Annotated in this window: 28 protein-coding genes; 5 read left to right on the top strand and 23 right to left on the bottom strand. The window is 30.4% G+C overall.

The features are described from left to right. Positions 1–145 precede the first annotated feature (145 nt). From ABD816_RS20130 to ABD816_RS20020, 23 genes are all read right to left on the bottom strand, one after another. Positions 146–283, bottom strand: coding sequence for a hypothetical protein (locus tag ABD816_RS20130; RefSeq protein WP_344930487.1), 138 nt, complete (start codon positions 281–283; stop codon positions 146–148). 63 nt (positions 284–346) lie between these two features. After that, entirely contained in the window at positions 347–718 is a 372-nt protein-coding gene (locus tag ABD816_RS20125; RefSeq protein ID WP_344930485.1) for a hypothetical protein, read from the bottom strand. A gap of 10 nt (positions 719–728) precedes the next feature. Further along, the gene (locus ABD816_RS20120) at positions 729–1169 is read right to left on the bottom strand and encodes an SRPBCC family protein (RefSeq protein WP_344930484.1); all 441 of its coding nucleotides are present in this window, start codon (positions 1167–1169) and stop codon (positions 729–731) included. Between the two features lie 58 nt (positions 1170–1227). Continuing rightward, the gene (locus tag ABD816_RS20115; RefSeq protein ID WP_344930483.1) at positions 1228–1806 is read right to left on the bottom strand and encodes a Crp/Fnr family transcriptional regulator; all 579 of its coding nucleotides are present in this window, start codon (positions 1804–1806) and stop codon (positions 1228–1230) included. Positions 1807–1993: 187 nt separating this feature from the next. Then, complete coding sequence (locus tag ABD816_RS20110) at positions 1994–2431, bottom strand: hypothetical protein (protein ID WP_344930481.1); 438 nt, start codon at positions 2429–2431, stop codon at positions 1994–1996. Positions 2432–2677: 246 nt separating this feature from the next. After that, the gene (locus ABD816_RS20105) at positions 2678–3412 is read right to left on the bottom strand and encodes a septal ring lytic transglycosylase RlpA family protein (protein WP_344930480.1); all 735 of its coding nucleotides are present in this window, start codon (positions 3410–3412) and stop codon (positions 2678–2680) included. Positions 3413–3666: 254 nt separating this feature from the next. Then, positions 3667–4164 carry a thioredoxin family protein gene (locus ABD816_RS20100; protein WP_344930478.1) on the bottom strand — a complete coding sequence of 166 codons (498 nt, stop codon included), beginning with the start codon at positions 4162–4164 and terminating at the stop codon, positions 3667–3669. A gap of 314 nt (positions 4165–4478) precedes the next feature. Continuing rightward, positions 4479–4976, bottom strand: coding sequence for a hypothetical protein (locus ABD816_RS20095; RefSeq protein ID WP_344930477.1), 498 nt, complete (start codon positions 4974–4976; stop codon positions 4479–4481). 31 nt (positions 4977–5007) lie between these two features. Continuing rightward, positions 5008–6102 (bottom strand): hypothetical protein, encoded by a 1095-nt coding sequence (locus ABD816_RS20090; protein ID WP_344930475.1) that lies wholly within the window; start codon positions 6100–6102, stop codon positions 5008–5010. A gap of 505 nt (positions 6103–6607) precedes the next feature. Next, a complete protein-coding gene (locus ABD816_RS20085; RefSeq protein WP_344930474.1) occupies positions 6608–6757 on the bottom strand; it encodes a hypothetical protein in 150 nt (49 codons plus the stop codon). Positions 6758–6988: 231 nt separating this feature from the next. Then, on the bottom strand, positions 6989–7822 hold the full coding sequence (locus tag ABD816_RS20080) for an oxidoreductase (RefSeq protein WP_344930472.1): 834 nt from the start codon (positions 7820–7822) through the stop codon (positions 6989–6991). A 4-nt stretch (positions 7823–7826) separates the two neighbouring features. Further along, positions 7827–8486, bottom strand: a complete 660-nt coding sequence (locus ABD816_RS20075; protein ID WP_344930470.1) for a peroxiredoxin-like family protein — start codon at positions 8484–8486, stop codon at positions 7827–7829. A 100-nt stretch (positions 8487–8586) separates the two neighbouring features. Next, positions 8587–9186: a Crp/Fnr family transcriptional regulator gene (locus ABD816_RS20070; RefSeq protein WP_344930468.1), complete on the bottom strand. Its 600-nt coding sequence runs from the start codon at positions 9184–9186 to the stop codon at positions 8587–8589. 75 nt (positions 9187–9261) lie between these two features. Then, positions 9262–10290: a DUF7638 domain-containing protein gene (locus ABD816_RS20065; RefSeq protein ID WP_344930467.1), complete on the bottom strand. Its 1029-nt coding sequence runs from the start codon at positions 10288–10290 to the stop codon at positions 9262–9264. Positions 10291–10946: 656 nt separating this feature from the next. Continuing rightward, positions 10947–11441 (bottom strand): VOC family protein, encoded by a 495-nt coding sequence (locus tag ABD816_RS20060; RefSeq protein ID WP_344930465.1) that lies wholly within the window; start codon positions 11439–11441, stop codon positions 10947–10949. Between the two features lie 76 nt (positions 11442–11517). Beyond that, positions 11518–12333, bottom strand: coding sequence for an AraC family transcriptional regulator (locus tag ABD816_RS20055; RefSeq protein WP_344930464.1), 816 nt, complete (start codon positions 12331–12333; stop codon positions 11518–11520). 200 nt (positions 12334–12533) lie between these two features. After that, positions 12534–13082 carry a GNAT family N-acetyltransferase gene (locus ABD816_RS20050; RefSeq protein WP_344930462.1) on the bottom strand — a complete coding sequence of 183 codons (549 nt, stop codon included), beginning with the start codon at positions 13080–13082 and terminating at the stop codon, positions 12534–12536. A 19-nt stretch (positions 13083–13101) separates the two neighbouring features. Then, complete coding sequence (locus ABD816_RS20045) at positions 13102–13764, bottom strand: suppressor of fused domain protein (protein WP_344930461.1); 663 nt, start codon at positions 13762–13764, stop codon at positions 13102–13104. A 100-nt stretch (positions 13765–13864) separates the two neighbouring features. Then, on the bottom strand, positions 13865–15001 hold the full coding sequence (locus ABD816_RS20040) for a hypothetical protein (protein ID WP_344930460.1): 1137 nt from the start codon (positions 14999–15001) through the stop codon (positions 13865–13867). Between the two features lie 187 nt (positions 15002–15188). Then, entirely contained in the window at positions 15189–16094 is a 906-nt protein-coding gene (locus ABD816_RS20035; protein WP_344930459.1) for an ATP-grasp domain-containing protein, read from the bottom strand. Between the two features lie 79 nt (positions 16095–16173). Continuing rightward, complete coding sequence (locus tag ABD816_RS20030; protein WP_344930458.1) at positions 16174–17073, bottom strand: hypothetical protein; 900 nt, start codon at positions 17071–17073, stop codon at positions 16174–16176. 231 nt (positions 17074–17304) lie between these two features. Beyond that, positions 17305–17904, bottom strand: coding sequence for a hypothetical protein (locus ABD816_RS20025; RefSeq protein WP_344930457.1), 600 nt, complete (start codon positions 17902–17904; stop codon positions 17305–17307). A gap of 236 nt (positions 17905–18140) precedes the next feature. After that, a complete protein-coding gene (locus tag ABD816_RS20020) occupies positions 18141–20456 on the bottom strand; it encodes a neutral/alkaline non-lysosomal ceramidase N-terminal domain-containing protein (RefSeq protein ID WP_344930455.1) in 2316 nt (771 codons plus the stop codon). 175 nt (positions 20457–20631) lie between these two features. Between ABD816_RS20020 and ABD816_RS20015 the strand changes: the two genes are divergently transcribed. The 5 genes from ABD816_RS20015 (at position 20632) to ABD816_RS19995 (ending at position 23864) form a co-directional block, all read left to right on the top strand. Continuing rightward, positions 20632–21018, top strand: a complete 387-nt coding sequence (locus ABD816_RS20015) for a DoxX-like family protein (RefSeq protein WP_344930453.1) — start codon at positions 20632–20634, stop codon at positions 21016–21018. After that, entirely contained in the window at positions 21012–21752 is a 741-nt protein-coding gene (locus ABD816_RS20010) for a DUF2071 domain-containing protein (protein WP_344930451.1), read from the top strand. Before ABD816_RS20015 ends, ABD816_RS20010 begins: the two co-directional genes overlap by 7 nt. Then, the gene (locus ABD816_RS20005) at positions 21740–22504 is read left to right on the top strand and encodes a class I SAM-dependent methyltransferase (RefSeq protein WP_344930450.1); all 765 of its coding nucleotides are present in this window, start codon (positions 21740–21742) and stop codon (positions 22502–22504) included. The genes ABD816_RS20010 and ABD816_RS20005 overlap by 13 nt, the downstream gene beginning before the upstream one ends. A gap of 109 nt (positions 22505–22613) precedes the next feature. Further along, complete coding sequence (locus ABD816_RS20000) at positions 22614–22883, top strand: hypothetical protein (RefSeq protein ID WP_344930449.1); 270 nt, start codon at positions 22614–22616, stop codon at positions 22881–22883. 363 nt (positions 22884–23246) lie between these two features. After that, positions 23247–23864, top strand: coding sequence for a hypothetical protein (locus ABD816_RS19995; RefSeq protein WP_344930447.1), 618 nt, complete (start codon positions 23247–23249; stop codon positions 23862–23864). The last annotated feature ends 255 nt before the right edge of the window (positions 23865–24119 follow it).

Here is a 24119-nt window from a genome sequence, read left to right as displayed (position 1 = left end):
CGTACTTATTTTAGTCTTGATAGGATGCACTACCTCTGATAAAGTCAGCGATATGGATGAATGTGATAATAAATCTATCAATCGTCAATTTTAAGTACTTGAAGATTAATAGGCGGGCATATAAGCTTTTATACACCTACCAAATTCAAAGTTTTCTAAAAGCAATACTTTTTATTTTAAAATACTCCCATATCTCAAACGGATTCTTCGATTCAGAAAGTTTATAAAAATCAGATTGACTCTCGCTATAATTTTTTTCACCACTTATTAAAAATATATTCATATCAAGTAATTTTATAAACTACTCATACTTTTATACTTTCTCATCATAGGCTTTTTCAACATTTTAATTCAACCATTCCTTCCACGGTATCAGAAAAGGTAAAACCAAAATCCAAATAATAAAAAACAACGCCATAATTTTGGGAATGGGCATATCATTTCGAAATGCAGGAAGTGCAACTATAAATAACCAAGTTCCTTTATAAATTAGCTGTAGTAATAGTACTGGTGAGAAAGTAACCGGTTTCCACAATCCTAAAACAGATAAAACCGCTATTGCTAACCAAAGGCAGCCTACCAATTTAATAATTTCGGTTGGTTGATAAGCGTTTCCAAATGTTGTGAGAGCAGATTTTTTTGGGTTTGAAAGAGCAGAAATTGCTATTTGTCCTGCAACTATGATATTTAGTATATAAATAATTCTTAGTCCAATCATTTTTTATAATTTATTCTTGCTCAGCAAGCATTTTAAAATTCTTCATTACCTCTGGTAAAACAGCTCTAAAACCACTACCAAGTATACATCCAAATACTCTCTTTAGAAACCCAGTAAATTTAACATCGTCAGTAAATTCGATTTGGTTTCCTTTATTTATAAGGATTCGTTTTATTTCCAGAGTACCAATTGGCATTTTAGTCACAAATGTGTAAGATTTATTGACTATCAGCTCACTGATATAAAATTTTAATGTAGGACCTTTTTTTGGTTTCAAAATACCTTTCGCATTTAGAGAGAATTTTCTCAAAAGATGTGAATCAGCAAGTTCAGTATCCCATTCTTTCCATCTATTCACATTTGTTAAAAATTCCCAAACTTTTTGTTGAGAATTATTTATCAAGATTGAATATTGAAAATGATAGTTCGTTTGTTTTTTTGAGGATGTCATTTTTTTATTTTAGAATTACAAAATTCTAAAATCAATATGACTATATACTGCACCTATGTTAAATTATCTTTTGTCTTGTTAATTTATTTCTAATTCTACTTAAAGATTGTGGGGCAACACCAAAAAAAGATGCCAAATGCTTTAAAGGTATTCTTTGAAGTAATTGAGGTTGATTTTTTAATAGCTTAAGATAACGGTTTTCTGCTGTTTCTGTTTGCAATTCTTCTAAAATTTCTTCTGTGAAAAACTGAACTTCTTGTGTTATTTTACGAGCAAAATTGTTCCAGGATTTTAATTTCAAAAGTTCTTCATTTTTAGTAAAGGATGTTTCCCAAATAATTGATTCTTCTATCGTTTGAATATACTCATTTGAAGGTTTTCCTGAATTAAAACTTGCTTGTGAGGTAAAACAATAAGGTGCTATAGTAAAGAACTTCGTTACTTCCGAACCATCTTTCAGAATAAAATATCGTAGAAGTCCACTCTCTAAAAAATATAGGTTTTCGCAAATTTTACCTTGTTCCAAAAGGTTATAGTTTTTGGGTAATTCTTTCTTTCTAAAACATGCCGAAATTAATTCCCAGTCGGAATTAGGTATTTTTTCATATTGTTCGACAAATTTTCTAAATTCTTTCAAGCTTTAATTTTTATACACAAGTTTGTTTGTTTTCTCTTGACCTAAAATAAGACTACAGGATAGGTTATTCAATTTTTGAATCAATTGCATTATAGAAAGACTCATACTTTTTTTTGTTATTTTCAAGAATGATTTGAATTCCATATTTTTTCAAATTGTATTTAAACACGGCATTAGATAAATGGGTTTAGTTATACTCTTTTTGCAAATCATTCTTTTTTGCAAATTCTTTTTTTAAATTAATACCTTGAATACCTGTGGGATCTAAATTAGTGTAAAATCCAAAGCTCTTATTTAATTCAGATTTATTTATTTTAAATAATTTTTCTATACCTCTTTCAAATTTTCTATTTCCTAAGTATTGAGTATTCCTAAGATTCAGACGTTCATAAAAATAAACATTGTTTTCGTCTGTATATACTTGAGTTATTTCTACATTAGCTTTCCAAGGTATACCTCTTCGTACCCATATTTGAAAAAATTCAGAAACAGTTAATTCTTGTGCCATATCAAGGTGATTTCCTTTTCGTACTTCTTCAATAAGATTAATTTTTTGTCTTTTATTACAACCAAAAAAAAGCATACTTATAATTATTAGTAGAGATAGTTTTTTTAAAATACTCATCTTTTAAACTTATGTATAATATTTAATATCTGTGTAGTTACAAAACAACATGTTGCCTTACCATCGACCTTTTCCTCGTATTTGCTACTAATTCTTATTTTCAGCAAGTATTGCGCCATACCAAAAAGACGATAACCCACCGATTCTTTACGTCGTCGTTATAATTGCGAATTTGATATACTTGTTTAACAACTATCTAGAAAAGCTCTAAAATAAAGATGTAGATTAAATGTTTCTGCTACTGAACTAAAAAGTAATTACAAAACTACCCGTATATTGGTGTTTTAATTTCTCATGAACAATATTTGCATATTCTCTTGTTGAGAAAGGGCCAACAATAATTCTGTAAACCTTTTGACCTTTATTCTCCCCTATTTTTACCAATATATTCTTATTCGTCTCGTTTTTTATGTCTTCGCAACGTTTAATTAAGTTAATCACCTCTTTATAGCTTGCTATTTGTATACCAAATCCTGCGGGCAATACTCTTTTTGTCGCCACTTCATAATACTCTAAATCAAAAGCTTTATTGGCTGTATTTTCTGCTATCGTTAGATTTTGTTTATTTGGGTTAACTAGTACTTGTTTATTTGTTATTTGTGTATCATTTTTAAATTTTACTCCTTTAGAAATATCTAAAACTTCAACTTTTACTTTTGCCACTCCCTCTTTTATGAAATCGAGTTTGTAAGCTGCACTTTTTGATACATCTATTATTCTGTCTTTTACAAATGGACCTCTATCATTAATGATTACATCAACAGTCTTATTATTATCTAAATTGGTTACTCTAACTTTAGAACCAAATGCTAAAGTCCGATGTGCTGCAGTCAGTTTATTTTGCTTAAAGATAGCTCCACTTGCTGTGCGTCTCCCATCAAATTTGTCAGCATAAAACGCAGCATTTCCTATTTCTGTTTGTGCTGATAATATTCCTATCGAAAAGCTAAAATATAATAATATGGTAATGTTATGTAACATGTTATTCCATTTTGATTGTAGGCTTGTTCTTCCTTGATTTATTGATAGCCTAATATGTTTACAACGTGTTTATGTATGGTTAGTTGCGTACTAATATAACTAATTAGCATATGCTAATGACCTTTGAAAAACTCCTTTCAGAATATACTAATCTAATATAACTAAATAGTTAACTAACACTTTCCAGGCTATCTTGTAATTTTCAGTTCTCTATCATATTGATCCAGTCTTGCACTTTCTTAGTGAATGGTTTTTCATCTGTTTTCATAGCAAAACTTGGTTAAATCAGAAATCGTCATTGCACCAGCATATCTTTTAATTTCTTTGCCATTTTTTAATAGAATGAACTGAGGTAAACCTTTAATTTGAAAAGTTTTTACTAATTTTCTGTTTAAATCAGCATTCACTTTAGCTATTTGTATATTTTTTGATTCATTCGCAAATTTTTCTAAAATTGAATTCATCATAAGACAAGGGCCGCACCATTCAGCCCAAAAATCAATTAACACTAATTTTTCTTTTTTTAAAACTGAATTTATATTCTCATCGTTAAGATGTACAATGTTAGATATATTTTTTTTGAAAACAACCTTCTTATATAGGAATCGTAATGGAAGCGTAAACGCCGAAACTATCGTTGAAAAAAAGAAAATAATAAGTGCAAAAATATAGTTTATAATTGTTGAAAAACTTTTACTGTTTTCAAAGCTTTTTTCAGAGTCATTTTGATATTTAATAAGTTTTTCAATCATTTTTTTTGATTATATGTATGCTTTTATATATGTGTCATAATAAGGTAAAATGTTACATTGCTTTTTGATTTCTATACATATTTTATGCTAAATTTTACATTTTACGAGCATTTTATCCCTGCAAAAACACAAAAATCTCCTGATTCGACTCAAAATCGCATTACGTTACCTCAAGTTCAAAGTTTTTTGCATATTGTTTGCTTACTTTTTCAGATTGCAAACATCGTACCTTATCAAAAATGCCAGAATCACTTGATTCATCAATTAGTCACTATAATCACATTAGGATACTGCACGAGTGTTAGCAGTAGTTATTATTTCTTTTGACTATTAATATTAATACTTACATCCTTCAAGTATATTTCTTTTGGTTGTGTAAATCCTTTTTTGAACGAAATAATATTATAATTCAATTTTCCTTTACTTTTGGGGTTAATTTTCTCAATTTCATAGAGATATTGAAAATTCAATTTTGCTATTTCCCATAGACTACTTCTGTTATTATAACTGGGATGTGATTTATCAAAATAGTTTTCAGTTAATTTTAAAGATGAATTATTTTGTAAATCAATCGAATAAGAAAATGTATGTGTACTATCAGTATTACAAAAAACTATACCATTTCTGATAGAATTCTGAGTAGAGTCTTCTTCTTCAATAACAAAAAACACCTCAACTTCTTTAAGATCAATATTTTTAAGTTTTAATATTTCTTTATAATAATGTATATCCTGATCATTAGATTTTTCATTTAAGCAGCCAAAATTTACCAAACCTAAAAGCATTATTACATACAAAATATTTTTCTTCATAGTGTAAAAACGATAATTATATAACATAGCATCAATCCAGCAAATCAGCATTTTCCATCTCAGTATTTTTTAAATCTTTTAATGTCTCTACAGAAAAAGTGATATAATCTATTGACCGAGATTTATTTGGGTTATAGGGTCCTCTCCATGTTAAATGACCGCCTCCACTAGTTTCAAAATAAGGTTCAGATTCTATATGCGTATATATAATATTGTTACTAGATAGAGAACAGCTTTTGTCATAGAAATACAGTCGATGATAATCTAAATCATTACGAGTCAAGTTAGATAAATTTAAGAAATCATACATATCCATAGTTAACCTATAAGGTATATCTCTAAAAATTATTATATCATATGGCTCGTCTGAATATTCGAAATTAATTTTAAACCAATTTAGTAAATAATGGTCTGTGTTTTTATCTTTATAAAAAATTGTATTTATTTCTAAGGTTTCGTAATCTAACTCAATTTTATCAGATATCTCTACAAGTGAATCCCCATAACTTTCTTTTAATTTAATTAATTCATTTCTTCTGAGTTGTTCCAAACTTTTTAAAGTAGCAGTATTATCCTCACCTTCTTTTTCAACTATTTTATTGCCATAACTTTCGCTATCCGGATACTCGTATACAGATAGACTACGTTTTTTTTCATATACATTTTCAAATCTACTGGTTATCGTTTTTATATATGACCTTTCATATATTTTAATTCTACCCTTTGGGTATTTGTAGGTTACTGTTTTTGTAATTCTATCCGATTCACCAAAAACAGAGGTTATATGTTCTAATGAATCTTCTAAAAAGAAAATATTGTCATTATAACTAAACTCACATTTTTTAAATTTAAAACGATGTTTTTGATTTTTAAATTCTGTAATTAAAGAATTAAATTCAGAACTTTTTTGATTTCTGGGTTTTATATTTAATGTAGTAAGATAATCCTCGATTGTTTTATTTTCAATTTCCGCTTTCAATTCTTCTTTTAACTCAACTCTCTTCCTTTCAATTTCCTCAGGTGTATCAGGAAAAATAATAGGGTAAAATAAAATAAATAAAAAAATAAAGAATATAGAAAAAATACCTAAACAGCCTATCGTTATAATTTTTAAAAATTTTTTCATTCTATTTTTTTATTATAACCACTTTTTTCAAACTACTTAACTAATATTTTTTTGAAGAATATCCTTTTAATACACCTCATTTTTTAAATGCCATATTACAAATTCGGTCTAAACCGCCCAATGTTTTTATATGTTGTGACTGTTGCACAAGTTAACAAAAAATTAATACTGCCTTAATATTATTTTCGCTTCGTTTATTTGATTTTATAGTATTCGAAGAAAAGCTTTTTAATAAATTTAGGTTAAGTTATCCTATTCTGTAAAGTCGCTTTACTGTCATTTAAAGAAGGTGAAAAGCGAAGCAGGTGCTATAACAAAGGTTTTTGCTATTTAAAGCCTTACTAAGGTTTGTAAAAAGCCATTTAGAACACAATTATATTCTATAGATATGTATATTCTATAGATATGTGATGTCTCGCTCAAAAATCTGGGATTAGATCGTCAATTTTTAAAATGGTTTATTTTTTAGAAATTTGTGCAACGATCACCTTTTTTAGCAAAAATTTTATATAGATTTTATAACACCACCTGTAACAAAATGAGTTTTTTCAATCTCACCTAAATCATTTAAAAAAATAACAGTTCCGTTACCATTTTTTAAAGTACCATAATCTATTGAATTTCCTTTTAAATTATAGAGTACTTTTATATTCATTAATTTTCCCGAATTATAAGAGTAAATCCCTTTCGTATTACTATTAGGATAAAAAACGTTTTTAATTTATTTATAATTTTATCGTTTTTAATGTTTGTCAATGGTCTTGTGTATGAAACGTAATATATAAAAAGATACCAACTTCTCGGGAAGCAATATACTAATTAGTCACAAAACAGTTCAGGTTTTCACCTGAACCGCTATTTTTCAAAAAATATTGTCATATGTTTTCTATTCGTACACAGCATTTTCGGCCACTTTCCTGTTTGTTTCTAAGTCCGATTTTACGCTGTCCAATTTCATTCCAATTGTCATAAGTGCAACTTTACCAAGCGGTAAACGAAGTGAAGGATTTTCTGAATTAACCAAACCAATAATTGCTTTTGCGGCTTTTACAGGGTCGCCTTCTTGTTTTCCGTCCACGCTTTTTAATTTAGTTCTAAAAGCGCCTGCGGTTTGAGAATAGTCATCAATTTTATTTTTGGCAAGACCAAGTCCATTTCCTGCAAATTTTGTTCGAAATGGTCCCGGCTCAACTATCGAAACCTTAATTCCGAGTGGTGCAATTTCTTGTGCCAATGCTTCGCTAAATCCCTCAACTGCAAACTTGCTCGCATTATAAATTCCAAATCCAGCAAACCCCTTAATTCCTCCGTGAGATGAAATTTGAACAATATGTCCTTTTTTTTCTTTACGCATAAAAGGTAAAATACTTTGAGTTAATTTTATCGTTCCAAAAAGGTTTGGTTCAAAAACGCTTCTCACTTCTTGCATAGAAGTTTCTTCAATCGCACCTACAAACCCCACTCCTGCGTTATTTACTAAAACGTCAATTTTTCCATATTCCGAAATAATTTTATCGATGCTATTATCGATGTTCTTTTCATCAGTAATATCTAATAAGATTGCTTTTGCGTTTTTGAGGTTCTTTTTATTGAATTCTACTACTTGTGATTCGTGGCGAAATGTTCCGATTACAAAATCTCCTTTTTCTATTACTGATTTAGCAAGTGCTTTACCCAATCCACTAGATATCCCAGTGACTAACCATATTTTATTTTTCATTATATTATTTTTTTAAAACGTTAATGATTTCTGAAACTTCTACACGGTTTCTGTAGTCTCCACCCAAAGATTTTGCAAAAGAAATTGTAGCATCTTTTTCGATTATAAATACTGCTGGAATTGGTAATTCTCTGGAATCATCAGAGTAATGTCTATCAAAATCAAACCCCAGTTCTGTCATTGTGTTTATGGATGTATCTGCATTTTTAAAAACAGACGTATATTTTCTAGCTACAATATTTCCGTTATCGCTCAAAACCTCAAAATTGAGTTCGTTTTTTTCTTTTACATTTAAAGATTCATCAGGTGTTTGTGGTGAAATAGCAACCAATCGAGCTCCTAAAGCCTTAATATGTAGTAATGACTTTTGATAGTGAGCTAATTGAAGATTACAATATGGACACCAAGAACCCCTATAAAAGGTAAGCACAACTTTCTTCTCTTCAAGTAAGTCTGAAAGCGTAATGGTTTTATTAGTTGCATTTGAAAGTGAAAAATCTGGTGCTTTCTCACCCACTTTTAGCTTTAAAATTGATTTGTGATTTAATTGCAGATTTTCTGCGTCAGTATCGAAAACATGAAGTGCCTCTTTTGGAAGCATTGTATTTAGATTACTTCGTAAGTCCTTTAAATTTTCTTGATAGGAATTTTTTTCTGTGTTCATTTTACTCTGTTTTTAATTGAAGTCAAAATTGACTTTACAAAGTTGTGGCGATATGCCAATTTTAAAAATGAACTGGATTATGAAATTATCTTGAACTAGTTCAAGATTTTGTAGTCAAACGTTTTTTTATTTTACTTAAAAACTCCGGAGACATTCCTAGATAGGAAGCCAATGCATACTGAGGTACTCTTTGTACGATAGAAGGATATAGATTAAAAAATTCCAAATATCGTTCTTCAGCAGACTTACCTAGATTAGATAATACTCTTCGTTGAGAAAAGGCAAATGATTTTTGAGCAACTAATCGAAAAAAACGTTCAAATTTTGGATTTTTATCACAGAGATTCTCAACATCTTCATACGCAATTTGCTGAACAGTTGAATCCTCTAGAGCTTCAACAAATAAAGATGCAGGGCTTTGATTTACGTAACTATTAAAGTCGCTTATAAACCAATCCTCTATTGCAAACTGAATGGTGTGTTCTGTTCCTTCATCATTCATAAAATAACTTTTAAACGCTCCTTTTAACACATAAGTTTGATGCGAACAAATAAAATTTGGTTGCACAATAAATTGCTTGCGTTTGATTTTTGTTGTTCTTACTATTGAAATAAATTGTTGTTCGTCCTCTTCATTTAAAGAGACGTAACGTTTAATATTGTTTAGTATGTTTTTATAATCGATCACTGTTTCTTCCATTGCGCTACAATGTATATTTTATGCTGTGTTTGCTACCTTCGCATAGCAAATGAACTACAAAAATTATTATCTACTTTATTCATCTTTCGGTTTAGGAACATTCAGATGGGGTAGTTCATATCCTTCTTCTTTCGAAATTAGATAGTGAGACCATCTTTCAATTTCTTTCTCTCCGTAAATAATCATTCGGATTGGAATATCTTTTACATCCATATCTTTTAAAACATAAGTTCTTAGATGTTCGGGAATGTTTTCATAAGCAATCCGCAATTCGTTTTTTAATTTTACAGTTGGATTATTAATATATTTGTTATAAACTTCCAGACAAATTTCAGAAGTAGTTTTGTCTCCATTTAGTTGAGATATGATATCCTTAATTTCACTCAGTTTCTCTTCTATATTTTCAGAATATTGACAAGTCCCTACTGTACATTTTCCAAAACCATATATGTGAACGATAGAATCTTCGGGAAGTTCTGTTAATATTTCGCCGTCTTTAACAAGTAAATTGAATTCATTAACCGTAACTAGTTTAGGGTCTTCAATCCCAAAAATTTGAATTTGAGAGTCAGCAAAGATATTTATATTTACTAAATGGTAATTTAGGTCATCAATTTTCAGGAAGCTCTGAAAGTTATCTCCTTGATGTTTTTTTGAGAAATAATTCTCTGGGTTTTCTACTCTAATCGGTTTCCCATCTGCCATTCCTAATAAAGAAACATTCGTTTTGCCAACTTTTTTTGTCGTAGTGCCAAAGCAGTTATAAAGATTTTTTAATTCTGGGTTTAATTCTTTAATAACTTCTTTTATATGGATAAAATACGATTCTTTATCAAAAAACCATTCTCCGCTTTTTATTGTCCAATTTCCTAAATGATGTATTGAAAGTTTTTTCCCGTTCGGAATTGTTGGTGAAACCCAACCAGAATTTAATTTTCCTTTAAATAATTCTAAATCTACCATTTCCCAACAATCAATAAGTCCATCTTCAAATACTTGAAGATTAATAAAGAAGTAACTTCCTCCATTATTGATTACTCCTGGCACAAATCTTCCTTGCAAAACTTTGGTTCTTTCAATTTTTGGAAATGAATCGAACTTCATATCATTTTCTTTTTATTTCTTCCAGATAATTTTATTATCAAACATCTTGTTTGTCTGCCATTCCACTACTTTCCGAATCCTTAGAACTCTATTTGCTAATTGAGGATTATATAAACACCTTTCTTCATTAAAGCCAATCCAGTTGAGTAAGTGAATTTTTGCAAGTTTAAATATTAGTTTATTAAAGTATTTAGGTCCGTAACCTTCTATTTTATCTTTGTCTTTAATGATTAAGCAAGTCCTACTAATGGATTATATAGACAAAAGCACGAGTCAAATTATATGACGGATTTGATATACTTTCATTCTCCTAATAAAACATCCCAAGACATACCCACCGTCTCCATTTTTGGGATTTGAAACCCAAGCTTCCTTTGGTAATGAGTGCTTATAGCAAATCATTGCTATCCAAAATCGAAAGAAAGGGTATATAAGGATTTTGTATTCAATATGTTTTATTGTCTATAAGAACCTCTGCTATGGTGCGGGAATCAACAAACGATTAATTTTAGATTAAACACTTAGCCAAAAAAATATTTATGTTTTTTTAAAGCCAAATCAAAAGATTAAGCGAACTTTATAAAATTACACTAAACTTTGGATTAAACACTAAAGACCAGTATTAATTATAACTATTTTTGTGTGATCGCTCTTTTTTAATTCGGTGAATGAAGTCCGATTTTATTTCCTTCAGAATCGTGGAAAATGGCAAAAAATCCACTCTCGTCAGCGTGAAGTGTTTTATGAATAATAATTTTTCCGCCATTTCCTTCCACTTTATCAAGAATTGTTTGTAGATTATCTCCACCATTAAGGTAAATAGTAACACCACTGGCAGAAGGTTCGTAACCTTCTCCTTTTATAATAACTCCTGTAACTATCTGGTTTTGGTATGGAAATAAGCCCATTTCCATTTCCGGGAAATCCAATTTCTCTATTTCTACTCCTAAAATTTCTTTGTAAAACTTAATCGCTCGTGAAATGTCTGTGGCTGGAATCTCAAATATTGATATAAAACTATTCATATTCTTATCATTTTTGATGGTCGTTTCTTTTATTGGACTTGACTCAGAAGCTGTAGTCCTTTTGTTTTTGCAGGATACAAAACTAAAGGTCCAGATAGTAATTGTAATAAGTATTATATTTTTCATTTTCCGCTTTGATTAAGAAACAAAATTAAAAGTAAAAAATCGCTTAGAATTGTATAAATGCGACACTATGAATGCATTATTTATAAAAAAGAGCAGAAAGAGCCAAACTTTCGTGAGCAAGAAACTCTTTGGGATTTGTTCCCGTAAATTCTCTAAAGTCTTTTATAAAATGTGCTTGGTCAAAGTATTTACTTTTATATGCAATATCTGTTAAGTTATCAGACTTTGGGGTAAGTAACATTTTTAAAGCGGTTTGTAGTCGAATCACTTTTCCCAATTGTTTAGGGCTTACACCAATTTGCTTTTTGAAATTTCTTTCGAGTTGTCTTCGTTTTGATAAGTCGCCTTTGAGGATTGATTGTATTGAAGCACTTCCATTTGTTGATAAAAGGGTATGCACAGTATTTTTTACAATCCTATTAATTGTTCTTTCGTTATTAAGCTCATCCAAAAGAAATTTTTCGATAATGCTTATTCGTTGTTCCGTACTTTCCGCTTTGATTATTTTTTGCTCCAGATCTTCTGCATTTTCCATTTCAAAAAGTTGGTTTATTGGGGTTTCTTTATTTGCTAAATTGCTAATTGGTTCGGTAACAAAATTAGCAAACCCATAAGGATAAAATCGCACAGCAAATGATTTAACAAATCCTGTTGGCTCAATGTAAAAAGGATCAATCGTTTGTCCGAGTACCATAGCACGAGGTTGAAGTATGTAATCATTTTCCGAAGTGTACCGCTTTATGTCATCTCCTAGAATAAACGCCATCTCAATACAACCATCAGGTACTATTCGTTGTTTTTGCGGATCAGACTGCATAGGTACTTCCAATGTCCAATAACAACTAACTAATGATTTTAAGTCAGAATGAGGTTCAAATGTTTGGTAGTCCATAGTATTCCTATAATTTTTTGAGTATCGCACGACCGCTTCGGCTATGATTAGTAAGGAAGTAAGGAAACGCTAACTTTCGAACTTGCACTTAGCCAAAACTTTTTATTTTGTTTTAATTTTACATTTTAAAAGCCAAATCAAAAGATTTGACGGACTTTATGAGATTACACTAAACTTTGGACAAAACACTAAAGACCTTATTAATTATCACTATTGTCGACAGTAGTTTGATCTATTCTGTTATATACATTCGGATTATGTTTCTCCATATATAATTCAGGATTAGGTATTTCTGTAAACCCAAACTTTTGATAAAGCCATTCAGCGGTATCAGTTAATAAAATCCAGCGTCTTAAACCCTGAAGATTAGGGTGCTCCATTATTTCATTTATCAACCATTTACTTAATCCCTTTCCTCTATATTCCTTTAGAACATAAACATCTCCTAAATATGCAATAGTCGAATAGTCTGAAATTATTCTAGCAAAGCCAATTTGCTTGTTTTTGTAATAAAGACCAAAATTCAAAGAGTTTTCAATTGATGTTTTTAAAGTATTGAATGGAATTCCGTTAGCCCAATCAGTCTCATTTGCAAGGAATTTGTGAATGCTCAAAATATCTAATTTATCCTTGTCAGTTGAAATAATGTATTCTTTTCTATGAGCTTCTATAATTTTCATTTCAGTTTTCTTAATTAATGCCAATGTCTCTTGTATGCTGCGTTTGCATTCCAGAGGGTGTATATGCAAATCGTTGTATGTTGGTTTTTCAAATTACAGAATCTCTATCCAAATCGCTATAAGGATAAATTCCTTTTTCTTTTAGTATTTTAAACAACTCGTCACTTCCATTTTGTCTAGCATAATCCATTTCACTTCTAAATACTTGTAGACAGAGTAATAAATGGTGTTCTCTACCTCCTATTCTAAATTTCTTTCCATCCGGTTCATACAGGTCAAAAATTAAACAAGTATTTTCTTCGTTTTCTCCATTAGGAACTTCTATAGTCTCCTTCGGGTTAAGTATGGCTTGCGAAGAATACATTCCAATAGAAGTTAAAAATCCACAAGCTTTTCTTTCAATTAGATTAAATGGCGTTTGAGTTTCTTCAATCGGGTTATAATCGAATTTTGTAAAAGCAACCAATTCATATGTTCCTAATTTATTTTGAAGCGGACCATTACCATCAGGGTCTAATAATTCCATTGTTGCAAATCCAGTTCCTTTTATATGATTAGGAAAATAGTACATATCGACAGTTCCTCCAATTGCAAATGGTATTATTGCGTGCCCTACCATATTATGCATCTTTCCTAGAACATCTTCTAGTCCTTTAGACTTTAATTCATAATCCATGTTACGTTCTTCTTCCGCAAAATCTTTTTCGACTAGTTTTTCTTTTTTTCCAAATAATTTTTTCAGAAACTCCATAATTAATTTCAATTATTTTACCTTACGACTTATAACAATTAGTATATGAAGCATAGCGTCCAGAAGGAAGCTATGTTTTCATTTAACGTGTTGGGTGTCGTTATTTTTGATTAATCTTGATTTTGTCACTTAAATAAACAGGCATTTTATTGATAGATTGCTTTAATTGAATTAAATTTTCTTTTTGCTCCACTTCATTTTCTAATGATTTATTATAACTGATGTATAAAAAATAGGTAAGTACTCTGTTGTAATCATCCAATTCGGAATCTTCAATCATAGATAACATTTGTTTTTTAAACTGTTCTTTGTTTTTTGATTCAGAAATTGCTCTACCTAGGCTCCCAATACGTCCATAGTAATGGTTTGTCGATGGATTTTCAATTCGAAAGGAAATCCCAATAAGTAAGTCAACTACATTAATATCTAACTCTTCCAGCTCTTTGATATAAGTTTTACGTTCTGCCCAAGCATAACTTCCATCTGACATCCTATCGAATCTATCATTCATTATGTCCAAATGAGATTTTAAAAAAACTTCCCAATTAGTTGTTTCTGCTGAAAGTAAAGCTATGTGAATTGCATGTTCTCTTGGTCTACTATCCATACTGCAACCTCCAACAACTTTTGTGGATCGCATCATATCAAGAAGTTTTTTTTGTTTTTTTGAAGAAATATTTTGCCAATTTTTAGGAAGTTCAACCCATCCTGATTTTGAATCATTCTTGAATTTAGTAGTCAGAGTATCAATTAGACAATCAGAATATCCTATTTGTCTGCAATACTTTAGATCAAGTGGTGTAGTCTTGAATTCCTGAGAAAAATAGAACGCACGTATTGATTCTTTAGAATATTCAGACTTTTCGTTATAATCGTACAGCCAGGTATTTTCAACTTGTTTATTATACAGTCCTTTTTGATTGGTTTGTTGTATTTTAAACCCATAGCTACTATTAAAGTCTACTTCGCTGAATCTAACAACCTCTTCATGTTTATAATTTTGGTATTTATACTTTATTATTAATACATTTTTCTCAATTTCAGAATTCGGATATTTTTCAATAAATGATTCGAAAGAAATATTATTATCCAAGTCCTTTTTTGCTTGTTTTATATTATTGGTATCTAATCTAATAATATGTCCGATTGTTTGAGGTTTTGAATTGAATACTGTATTTAAATCGCAAGTCTTGTACTTAAAGTTTAATGAATCCACAATATTTCCAAGTTTATTCATAGTTTCGTCACTATAAATAAGTCCATTTTTGTATGTCTTAAATTCCGTTTGACCGAAGAGTTGTAAGGTTATTATTATACTTATCAGAGTTAAAAGCAATCTATCCATATGATTTTCGTTTAAGTTGTTCTCTATTATGTTCAAGTCTCTTGTATGGTTCGTTTGTTTCCCAAATGAAGCATAGGCACTATACAAGCTTTTGTAGTACGTTTTCTTTTAGGATATTGTAAAATTCTTTGCTGTCTGCGTTATCAGATAATCCAGCAACTTGTCCATCTCCAAGTTCCATAATTATCCATTCTCCGTTTTTCTTCTTAGCAACGTCCATTGTAAAGAATTTGCTATCAATATTTTGAGCTATTTTGATAAAATCATCAAGTTCAGGTTTTGTATTTCCGTATTCTCCTTCATCCCAATAATCAAACACTTTTACTATTTTCTTATTCGCAAAAAAGATTCTAAATTCCTTAGTTAAAGGCATTCCGCTTTTTGAGTGTTCCGTTAAAAACTCGAGTTCTTCGAACTCACGAAATACTAATCCTTCGTTTAGTGAATCTCCTCTCAATTCTATAAACTTATCTACTACAGACTTTATTATAGCAGAATCAGATGCATTTGGAATAAAACAGGCTTCATCCCAGTTATGCTTTTCAGATTTCACAAAGTCTTTTACTATTATAGGTTTTTCTCCAAAATGACTTGTCAATTCAAGTATTGCATCATTAGTCAATTCCGTTGTCCAATTTGATTTTGGCGTTTTAAACTCTATTTTTTTGTATGAATCTGGGAGATAATGGCAATGTTTATATTCAGTTGGAGAATTTATTAACTCAATATTCTTCTTTAGAAGCCCCTTATAAAGATTTTGGTATTGGTTTGGAGTAAGCATCCAACCTCTATAAATTCCAAGTTGTTTATTTTCCGGTTGTTTAACAAACTGTAAAGCTTTTGCGATGTTCCCGTCAGTCAATTCTTCAAAACTTATTAATGAAAAGTCAAATCCAGCATTAACAGCAGATTTCTTTTCTTCTTCATAATCAGGTTCAATTACTTTATTATCAAAAACACTATCGCAATATATTATTCTCATCATTTATTTTTCCGCAATGTGTGCTAATGTTTAATGTAAAATGTGTTTTAATATATTTTTACGTAATGTTGTGTATAGTAATTTATTTAAAATAAGTAATAGTTCTTTCAGTCAAATAAGTAGTTTTATTTTTATTTGAGAAAGTAATCTTTTTAACCCAATTATGATTTTTATCAAAACTATATTTGTAGAAAGTTTTATTATAATCTACTATCTCTTTTTTAATAATTAATGAATCTTTATAGCTTGTTATTTGGCTCAATTTATCATTATATAACTCTTTGATCATCATTGTTTTATCTGAATTATCAAATTCATATTTATAGTTCCATCGTTGAATTTCATTTCCCAAAGAATCTAGTTCTTTTTTCTCTACAACTTTTTTATTTTCATATGTATATTGATACCAGTCACTAAGAGTATTAGTCCAATGAAACCTTTTAAAGTCAATCAAATTTCCTTTTTCATCATATTTTTTTTCAAACCTAAAACTTAAACGTCCATCTTCTCTACTCCCAATTTTTTTTATGTTATTTCCTGATTTATCGTATTCATAAATAGTTTTATTGATAAGTATATCTTTTTTTGTATCCCTAAACGTACTTTTGATTATTTGACCTGAATCATTATAAAAGTAAAGTTCTTCTGATGCCGTTTCATTGTTTTTATCTAAATTTAACTCTTTTATTTTTTGATTTTTATCATTATAAATCCATAATTCTTTATAAAAAAAATCTCCATTAATTGTTGAACCTCCTTTTTCTATTGTATCATTATTTTTATTTAAAAACACATAAGAACTATTCGTATTAGGAGCAAACTTTTTTTTACTAAGATTTAAAAGGTCAAAATTTTCAATTTTATCGCTATATGATAGGTTTCTTGTTTGAATTTCTTTTATTTTTTGAACTTCCTTAATTGAATTTGTAGATGTGCAATTTATTAAAAAGCTCATTACAATTGATAAATAAATTACCCTCATTTTTTTAATATTTTGTTTTCTATATTACGTACAATGTTAAGCGCAAGAAATATAGAGTATTTGATAATCAATTCGTTACGGATTGACACTAAGCCAAATATAAATATGTTGCTTTTATCTTTTCTTCTACAAACACCAAATTTTATATTTAGCGGACATTGCTATTACTCACAGACATTTCAGTTTAGCACAAACTCCATATGTTTTCTTAGCATTGTTGTGGTTAGTGATTTATTCTTCTTCTGTAATACCTTTTCCACATTCTTCACAAAAATAGTGTTGATGAAATAAGGGGTTCATTTCTACATCTCCTCTATCATAGCATTCCAATCTTATGTCAGTAGCTAATGAAGCTTTTTGTGCCGAAATAACTGGATTTATATGTCTGTGTTCGTAATGATATAGAAACATTGTAAATGCGGTTGTCAAGTCAAGGCTACTAACAGATTGTTTAGCTCCACAAACGTATTTTATATTTTCGCACATTCCCATAAGTTGATAAACAACCGAACCCATTCCACCTTTACAGCAATATAACATTATTATGCTTTCAGGATTTAAACAGTTTGTTTCGCAAATCAGATTTCCGATTTCACTCCAGGTAAGATTAAAGTCCTGATTATCGGTAAAACAAGTTTCGTCTCCATGTCCAGCTAAATATATATAGTCATAACGATTACCTCTTAAAAGCGCTTCCAATTCTCCAACATTTTTTATGTCTTCAGCAACAATATTTATATTAAAGTGTTGAACAAAACTGAATAATCCTTGAGCGCTATTGGTTAAGACATCTTGAGTTATTCTTACAAATAGAAGATTTTTTTTAGTCATAAGTTTAGCTCTTTTTCTTATGTATTCAGCATTTTTTTACATTAACCACAACAATTATATATCCTGCAAAGTAGTAATATATCTATTATATTTCCCCAAATCCAGCAGGTTTTTGATAAACTTAAAACTATTCACCATAACTTGAGTAGAAGCTTTGTTGATTTCGCATTACGATACAATAAAAGAAGCTACAGGTATGAACAATGTAAACATTCTCTATTAATGGATTCTGGCATTTATTCCTTTATTAACTTAAAAATATACTTCTTTCCATCAATTTGTTGAATATTGAGAAAATAGATTCCATTTGATTCTCCTGTCTGCATGGGTATAAAGTTTTGTTCATTGATTTGTCCTGCTTTTATCGTTTTTCCTGACATATCCACTAGCGTATAAGATCCTATGAAATTATCTGGTAGCTGCAATAGTACCTCCCCTTTTGTCGGGTTAGGATATACAGATAGATCAGAACTTATATGCTGTGACTTTTCTGTAATGGCCTTCATTTTTATTGCCTCTTGATCCAATTCATCCTCATTACCTACAAAGAAAGTACTACTCGTTGCGGTATACTCAATAAAACGACCACTAAATATTTGTTTCCAGGTTCCAAAATGTCTGATACGGTAATATCCTGTAGTCATATCTAAAGGAATCTTCCACCCTATCGTTATTTTAGAATTAGAAACTCCACTACGATTCCATGTTAATTTAGTGATTGGATCTCTATCGGTATATACGGGTACCCAATCAGCGCCATCCTGCAATTCGATAACCAAATATGTTTTATTAACTTTTAGATCATTATTGGGGTGCGCACCCCAAAAAACAACCTCAGCGGTTGCTCCTTTAGCATACAAGGCATCTACATCTTCATCAATATCACCAAAATTCCTAAAAAACGGTGCACTATCATACAAAATTGGAGTAGTAACATTAATCGCAGGAGGGTTTTTAAAAGGAATAGCTGGTTCCGGAACAGGCCAAGGGTCTACAGAGGGATCTGCTAATTGCTGAGCCAACCGTTCAAATTCCTGTTGATATGCTCCTAATGTCCATGGGCCAAAGTGTGTGCTTGCCCCTTCATATTGTTGTGATGCATATTCTTCTCTTGTCGTAACATAACCAGCATAGGCATCGACATATCCTGCAAATACCGTCTCTGTGATACCTGTTCCTGGTACTGCCGCCACCGTTGCTCTGGCTCTACGCCCTGACATAATGGTAAATTCTGCCGGTGCTGCCAGAATTCCTAATTGTCCAATTTTTAAAATACTGGTAGGTAGAATTTTTGGCGTAGCAGGATCCTCCTCGTTGCTACCTAGTAAAAATAAAGGAGCAATTGGTTTTTCACCATGACATCTATCTATAGTCGTACCAATATTTGGATTCTTAGTAATCCCTTCTTTAATCCCCAGTCCGCTTCTACCGTCTTCTGCTCCTGCTGTAAACGAAACTCCTAAAGCCGCAATACAGGTATTTTGTTCCTCTCCATCAGTAAATTTTGAGGCTACCGTAATATCAGAAAAATCGCTATATCGTGATACTATCTTTACAGATCCTGTTAATTGTGTTGTAGCTGTATTATAAAGTTCTAAGGCTTTTTCATATTGACGAAACCCAATAATATCTGTACTCTCTTCTTCATTTACTCCTGGTCCGGTAGCATTTTGATTCGGTTCATTATCAGGAGGAAGATTCAAATTAGGAGACATATCACCGGCATTCGTATTCGCAAAGGCTGCTACAAAAGATCCTGATGATTCATATGTAGAATTTTTAAGACGTTCAAATTTTAAAGATGCATATCCTTTATTATCACCACTATTATGTGTATACGTGTTTGATAAATTGGTTGCATGTACTCCAAACCACGAAATCATTCCTACTTCTGTTCCGTTCTGAACAAATTTTAAAACAGTCATTTCATCATCTATACTAGAAAAATCCGATGCGTCTGCATTATTAGCATAGGCTATAAGAGATCGATTAATACTGGCATTAGTAAGCGATCCTTTATTATAAAAGATACTTCCCGATGCCATCGTATTATGGGCGCGTACAATTGCTCCATAAATGCCATCCACCAGATTATCAAAATTAGTTTTCCAGTATCCTCCAGTTGCTAACTCGTAGAGTGTAAAATGAGAAAATCCTCCGGCAGCTACATGGGTATGAGTTGCACTGATCAATACATTTTCATCTTGATACAAATCACCATATTGTACCTTGAGTTTTTCCATAACGGCAAGATTCACAGACTGAAAAGTCGCACCTTTATCTATATTTACAAAAACAACAGGTTGTCCATCGGGTTCCTGAATAATAAACGCCCGTGCATATTGCCGATCCCGTATTCCGTTATTTCTGTGTAATGGGTCTGCATAGCCAAAATAATTAGTTTCTGCGATTTGCCCGGTAATATCATAAATACCTACACCAATGGTATAATTATCTTGAGAAAATCCTTGTTGTATGGTACCTGTAATAAGAGATATTATAAAAAAATAAATAAAATTAGTAACGCTGGGTTTTAAAAATGTGAAGAACATGGTAAGTTGGTTTAGAGTTTGTGTAATGACTTAAAGTTACTAAATATTAATTACATTTAACCTGTCGTACTTTTAGAAACTCACGGAATATTCCGGATATTACAGACCAATCGTAACCAGCTGTAACTTGATAACAATTAATGATTGAACGCTTTTCATTATGACACAACAAAAAATGCAAAAAATTTTCAGGTATCTGATAGCACTGGTCTGGATACTTAATGGACTCTTCTGTAAAGTCCTGAATATGGTTCCCAGACACCAGGAGATTGTTGGGGAAATTCTTGGAGAAACGTATGCCAGAGAATTGACATTTTTAATAGGAATATCAGAAATTATAATGGCAATATGGATTATTAGTGGTATCAAGCCTAAAGTAAATGCGATACTACAAATATTGATTGTAGCAACTATGAATATATTAGAATTTGTTTTAGTTCCTGATTTATTATTGTGGGGAAAGGCTAATTCAAGTTTTGCATTGCTCTTTATTATTTTCGTTTATTTTAATGAGTTTGTTTTAAATAATAAAAATACAATTTCCAAAAATCAGGTATGCTAGATTTTTTAAAAGACCATCCTTTTGCTGTCGAAGCATTTTTTGAAAGCTCTACTGTGCTCACCTTTGCCGTTCCTAAGGAAGAGATAGAACATCTCATACCTCCGTGTCTGGAATTGGATACTTTTAATGACACTTGGGCTTTTATAGCAATGGCGATGGTACAAACTAAAGAATTACGTCCTAAGGGTTTTCCTAAGTGGATGGGAAATAATTTTTTTCTTATTGGATATCGCATTTTTGTCAGATATACTAATAGTGCCGGTAAACGATTAAGGGGACTGTATATTTTAAAATCAGAAACTGATAAAAAGAAAATGGAGTTTATAGGAAATCTCTTTACTCATTATAACTATACCACCACTGACATTGTGCAGCAACAAAGAGAATCCATCAGGAGTATTAAATCTTTATCTTCCGATTTTAATATCGAAATTGATCTTGATTCTACTACGGTTTCATTACCCGCTGACTCTCCTTTTAAAGATTGGAAAGAAGCAAGAAGGTTTGCAGGTCCTTTGCCTTTTACATTCACTTATAATCAAAAAACCAAAGAAGTATTAATTATTGAAGGAGTCAGGCAAAATTGGAAACCAACACCAATACAAATTAATGCATCTCATATTTCATTTCTAAACACATTACAACTTACAAACGTTATTCTGGCCAATGCATTTGTAATTACTAACATTCCTTACTATTGGAAAAAAGGCAAAAAGGAGATATGGAACCAGTAAGAAAGCCTTTTCAAGGAGTATTGAACATTATCCGGTTTAACTGGCACTTCTATATCATTGCCATAGGTATAGTAAGCGTTCTTATCTTAATTGCTACAAATAGTAACGTGTTAATCAGTTCTACACTCTACGTAGTTTGTACTGCGATATTGGTCACCTTGTTCATTTCATTAGTAGTTTCCTGGTATGTTTATGATGTATCTGATTTATATCGCTTTGATTGGATAGAAAATATGGACACACAAAATCCTCAGAAAATTGTTAATATCAATGCAGGTTTGGATGAATCCAGTGCATTTTTAAAACATAAATTTAAACAAGCTGATTGTACCGTTTTAGATTTTTATGATCCCCTTAAGCATACAGAAGTATCTATTAAAAGAGCAAGAAAAGCCTATCCTCCTTATGCTGGCACAAAATCAATTAAGACCACAACATTACCATTAGCAGATAACTCTATAGATAAAGTATTCGCAATTTTATCTGCTCATGAAATTAGAAATGAAGAAGAGCGCATCTTATTTTTTAAAGAATTAAACCGAATCCTAAAGCCCGATGGACAGCTTGTGATGATGGAACATTTACGGGATATCACCAATTTTATGGCATATACGATTGGTTTTTTGCATTTTCATTCTAAATCCACATGGATGCGCACATTCTCCTCAGCCAATTTTAGAGTGAGTAACGAAATCAAAATCACTCCTTTTATTTCCACCTTTATATTAGAAAAAAATGGAACTACATCTTAAAATAATTGGCATATCACTTATGATACTGGGATGTATTCACATTATATTTCCTAAGTATTTTGATTGGAAAAAAGAGTTAAGTTCCCTGAGTTTAATAAATAGACAAGTGATGTATATACACACTTTTTTTATTGCACTTATTGTTTTTTTAATGGGATGGTTATGTTTTACAGAAGCTCGGGAGCTAATAACTACTTCGCTAGGTAAAAAAGTGGCAGCAGGACTTGGTATATTCTGGGTAGTACGACTGATTTTTCAATTTTTCGGATATTCTTCTGAGCTTTGGAAAGGTAAAGCGTTTGAAACCATAGTTCATATTATTTTTTCCATCTTTTGGACATATATTAGTTTGGTGTTCTTATGGATCGGATTTCAATGATTTTTTCCAAACCATTTTGTTGTTGTTTTCAATCTTTCTGATGTACTGAAAACATATATACAACTAACCCTGTCAAAAATAATATAAACGAGTTTATAAATCATTAAAATATAAATGACAATTATCTTGATAATCAGGCAACTAAATTATTTATTTAGTATATATTAAACTACTTATTAAAGGCTTAATAGCATTCATGAATTTTTAATTTACTGACTATTTATAATAGAGGCAACGAAAACATGGTAGGCTACTATTCTAATTGTTTTTTATAGAATCTTTGTAACAAATATATTTTTATATATACCTATAAATAGAAATATATCCTATTGGTTATATCTACTTATCAATAAATATCAAAAAATGTTAGGAGGAGGAGGAAGTATTCAAGCGATGATAACGAGCTTAAGTAATAATAAAAAGTTGCTAAGGTCTAAAAGACTATTTAAAAAGGAACGGACTTTCCTTAACATTAAAAAAGAATACTTAAATGCTACTGAAGGAAAATTAAATTTAAAAAAAGCCTCAAAGGAAGAACTACAACGAATAAGAAAAAAAATAATAAAGGAAAGGCGAAAAGAAAATAAAATAGTTATTGTTATTGCAATAATTATAACAAGTATTATGATCTATTTTACTGTTAATATAATCCAGCAAAATAATTATGAGATAAAGAATCAGAAAACTTTAGTATTCAAAAAAAAAGAAAAAGAGTTTTTAATACTTGTAAATAAAGGAGATGAGTGGTTTGAAAAAGGAAAATGGTATAATTCTATCTTTTATTATGAAAAAGCAAAAAAAATTTTCCAAAAAAACTATGAAATTAATTACAGACTTGTTAGATCATATAGTTATCAATGTGAAAGCGAATTTAAAAATTGCCGTGAAGCTAAAAAACTTGTAGATAAACTCTTGCTAATGTTTCCTGATAAGGAAAAAGAATTATTAGAAATTAAAGGTAAATTAGAATATGAATATTAAAAAACGTTTGTTAATAACGCATATGCGATAATACTTAGTTTAAGTAACTGAAAAACTTAAACACTAAAATTATATTATAAAAATGAATCATCTACTCTTACTTCTGGGAATTTTAATGACATCAATTCTATAATACTCCCCATTTTTAAGACAGCTATTTAAATTGTAAATTTAAAACTGTACATATGAAAAAATCGAGAAGAAAATTTAGTTCTGCATTCAAAGCAAAGGTTGCTTTGGAAGCTATCAAAGATC

The sequence above is a fragment of the Aquimarina addita genome (genome assembly GCF_039539305.1).
GTDB classification, from domain to species: domain Bacteria; phylum Bacteroidota; class Bacteroidia; order Flavobacteriales; family Flavobacteriaceae; genus Aquimarina; species Aquimarina addita.
The sequence above is the reverse complement of the archived record's forward strand: the minus strand, read 5'-3'. Positions and strand labels throughout refer to the sequence as shown.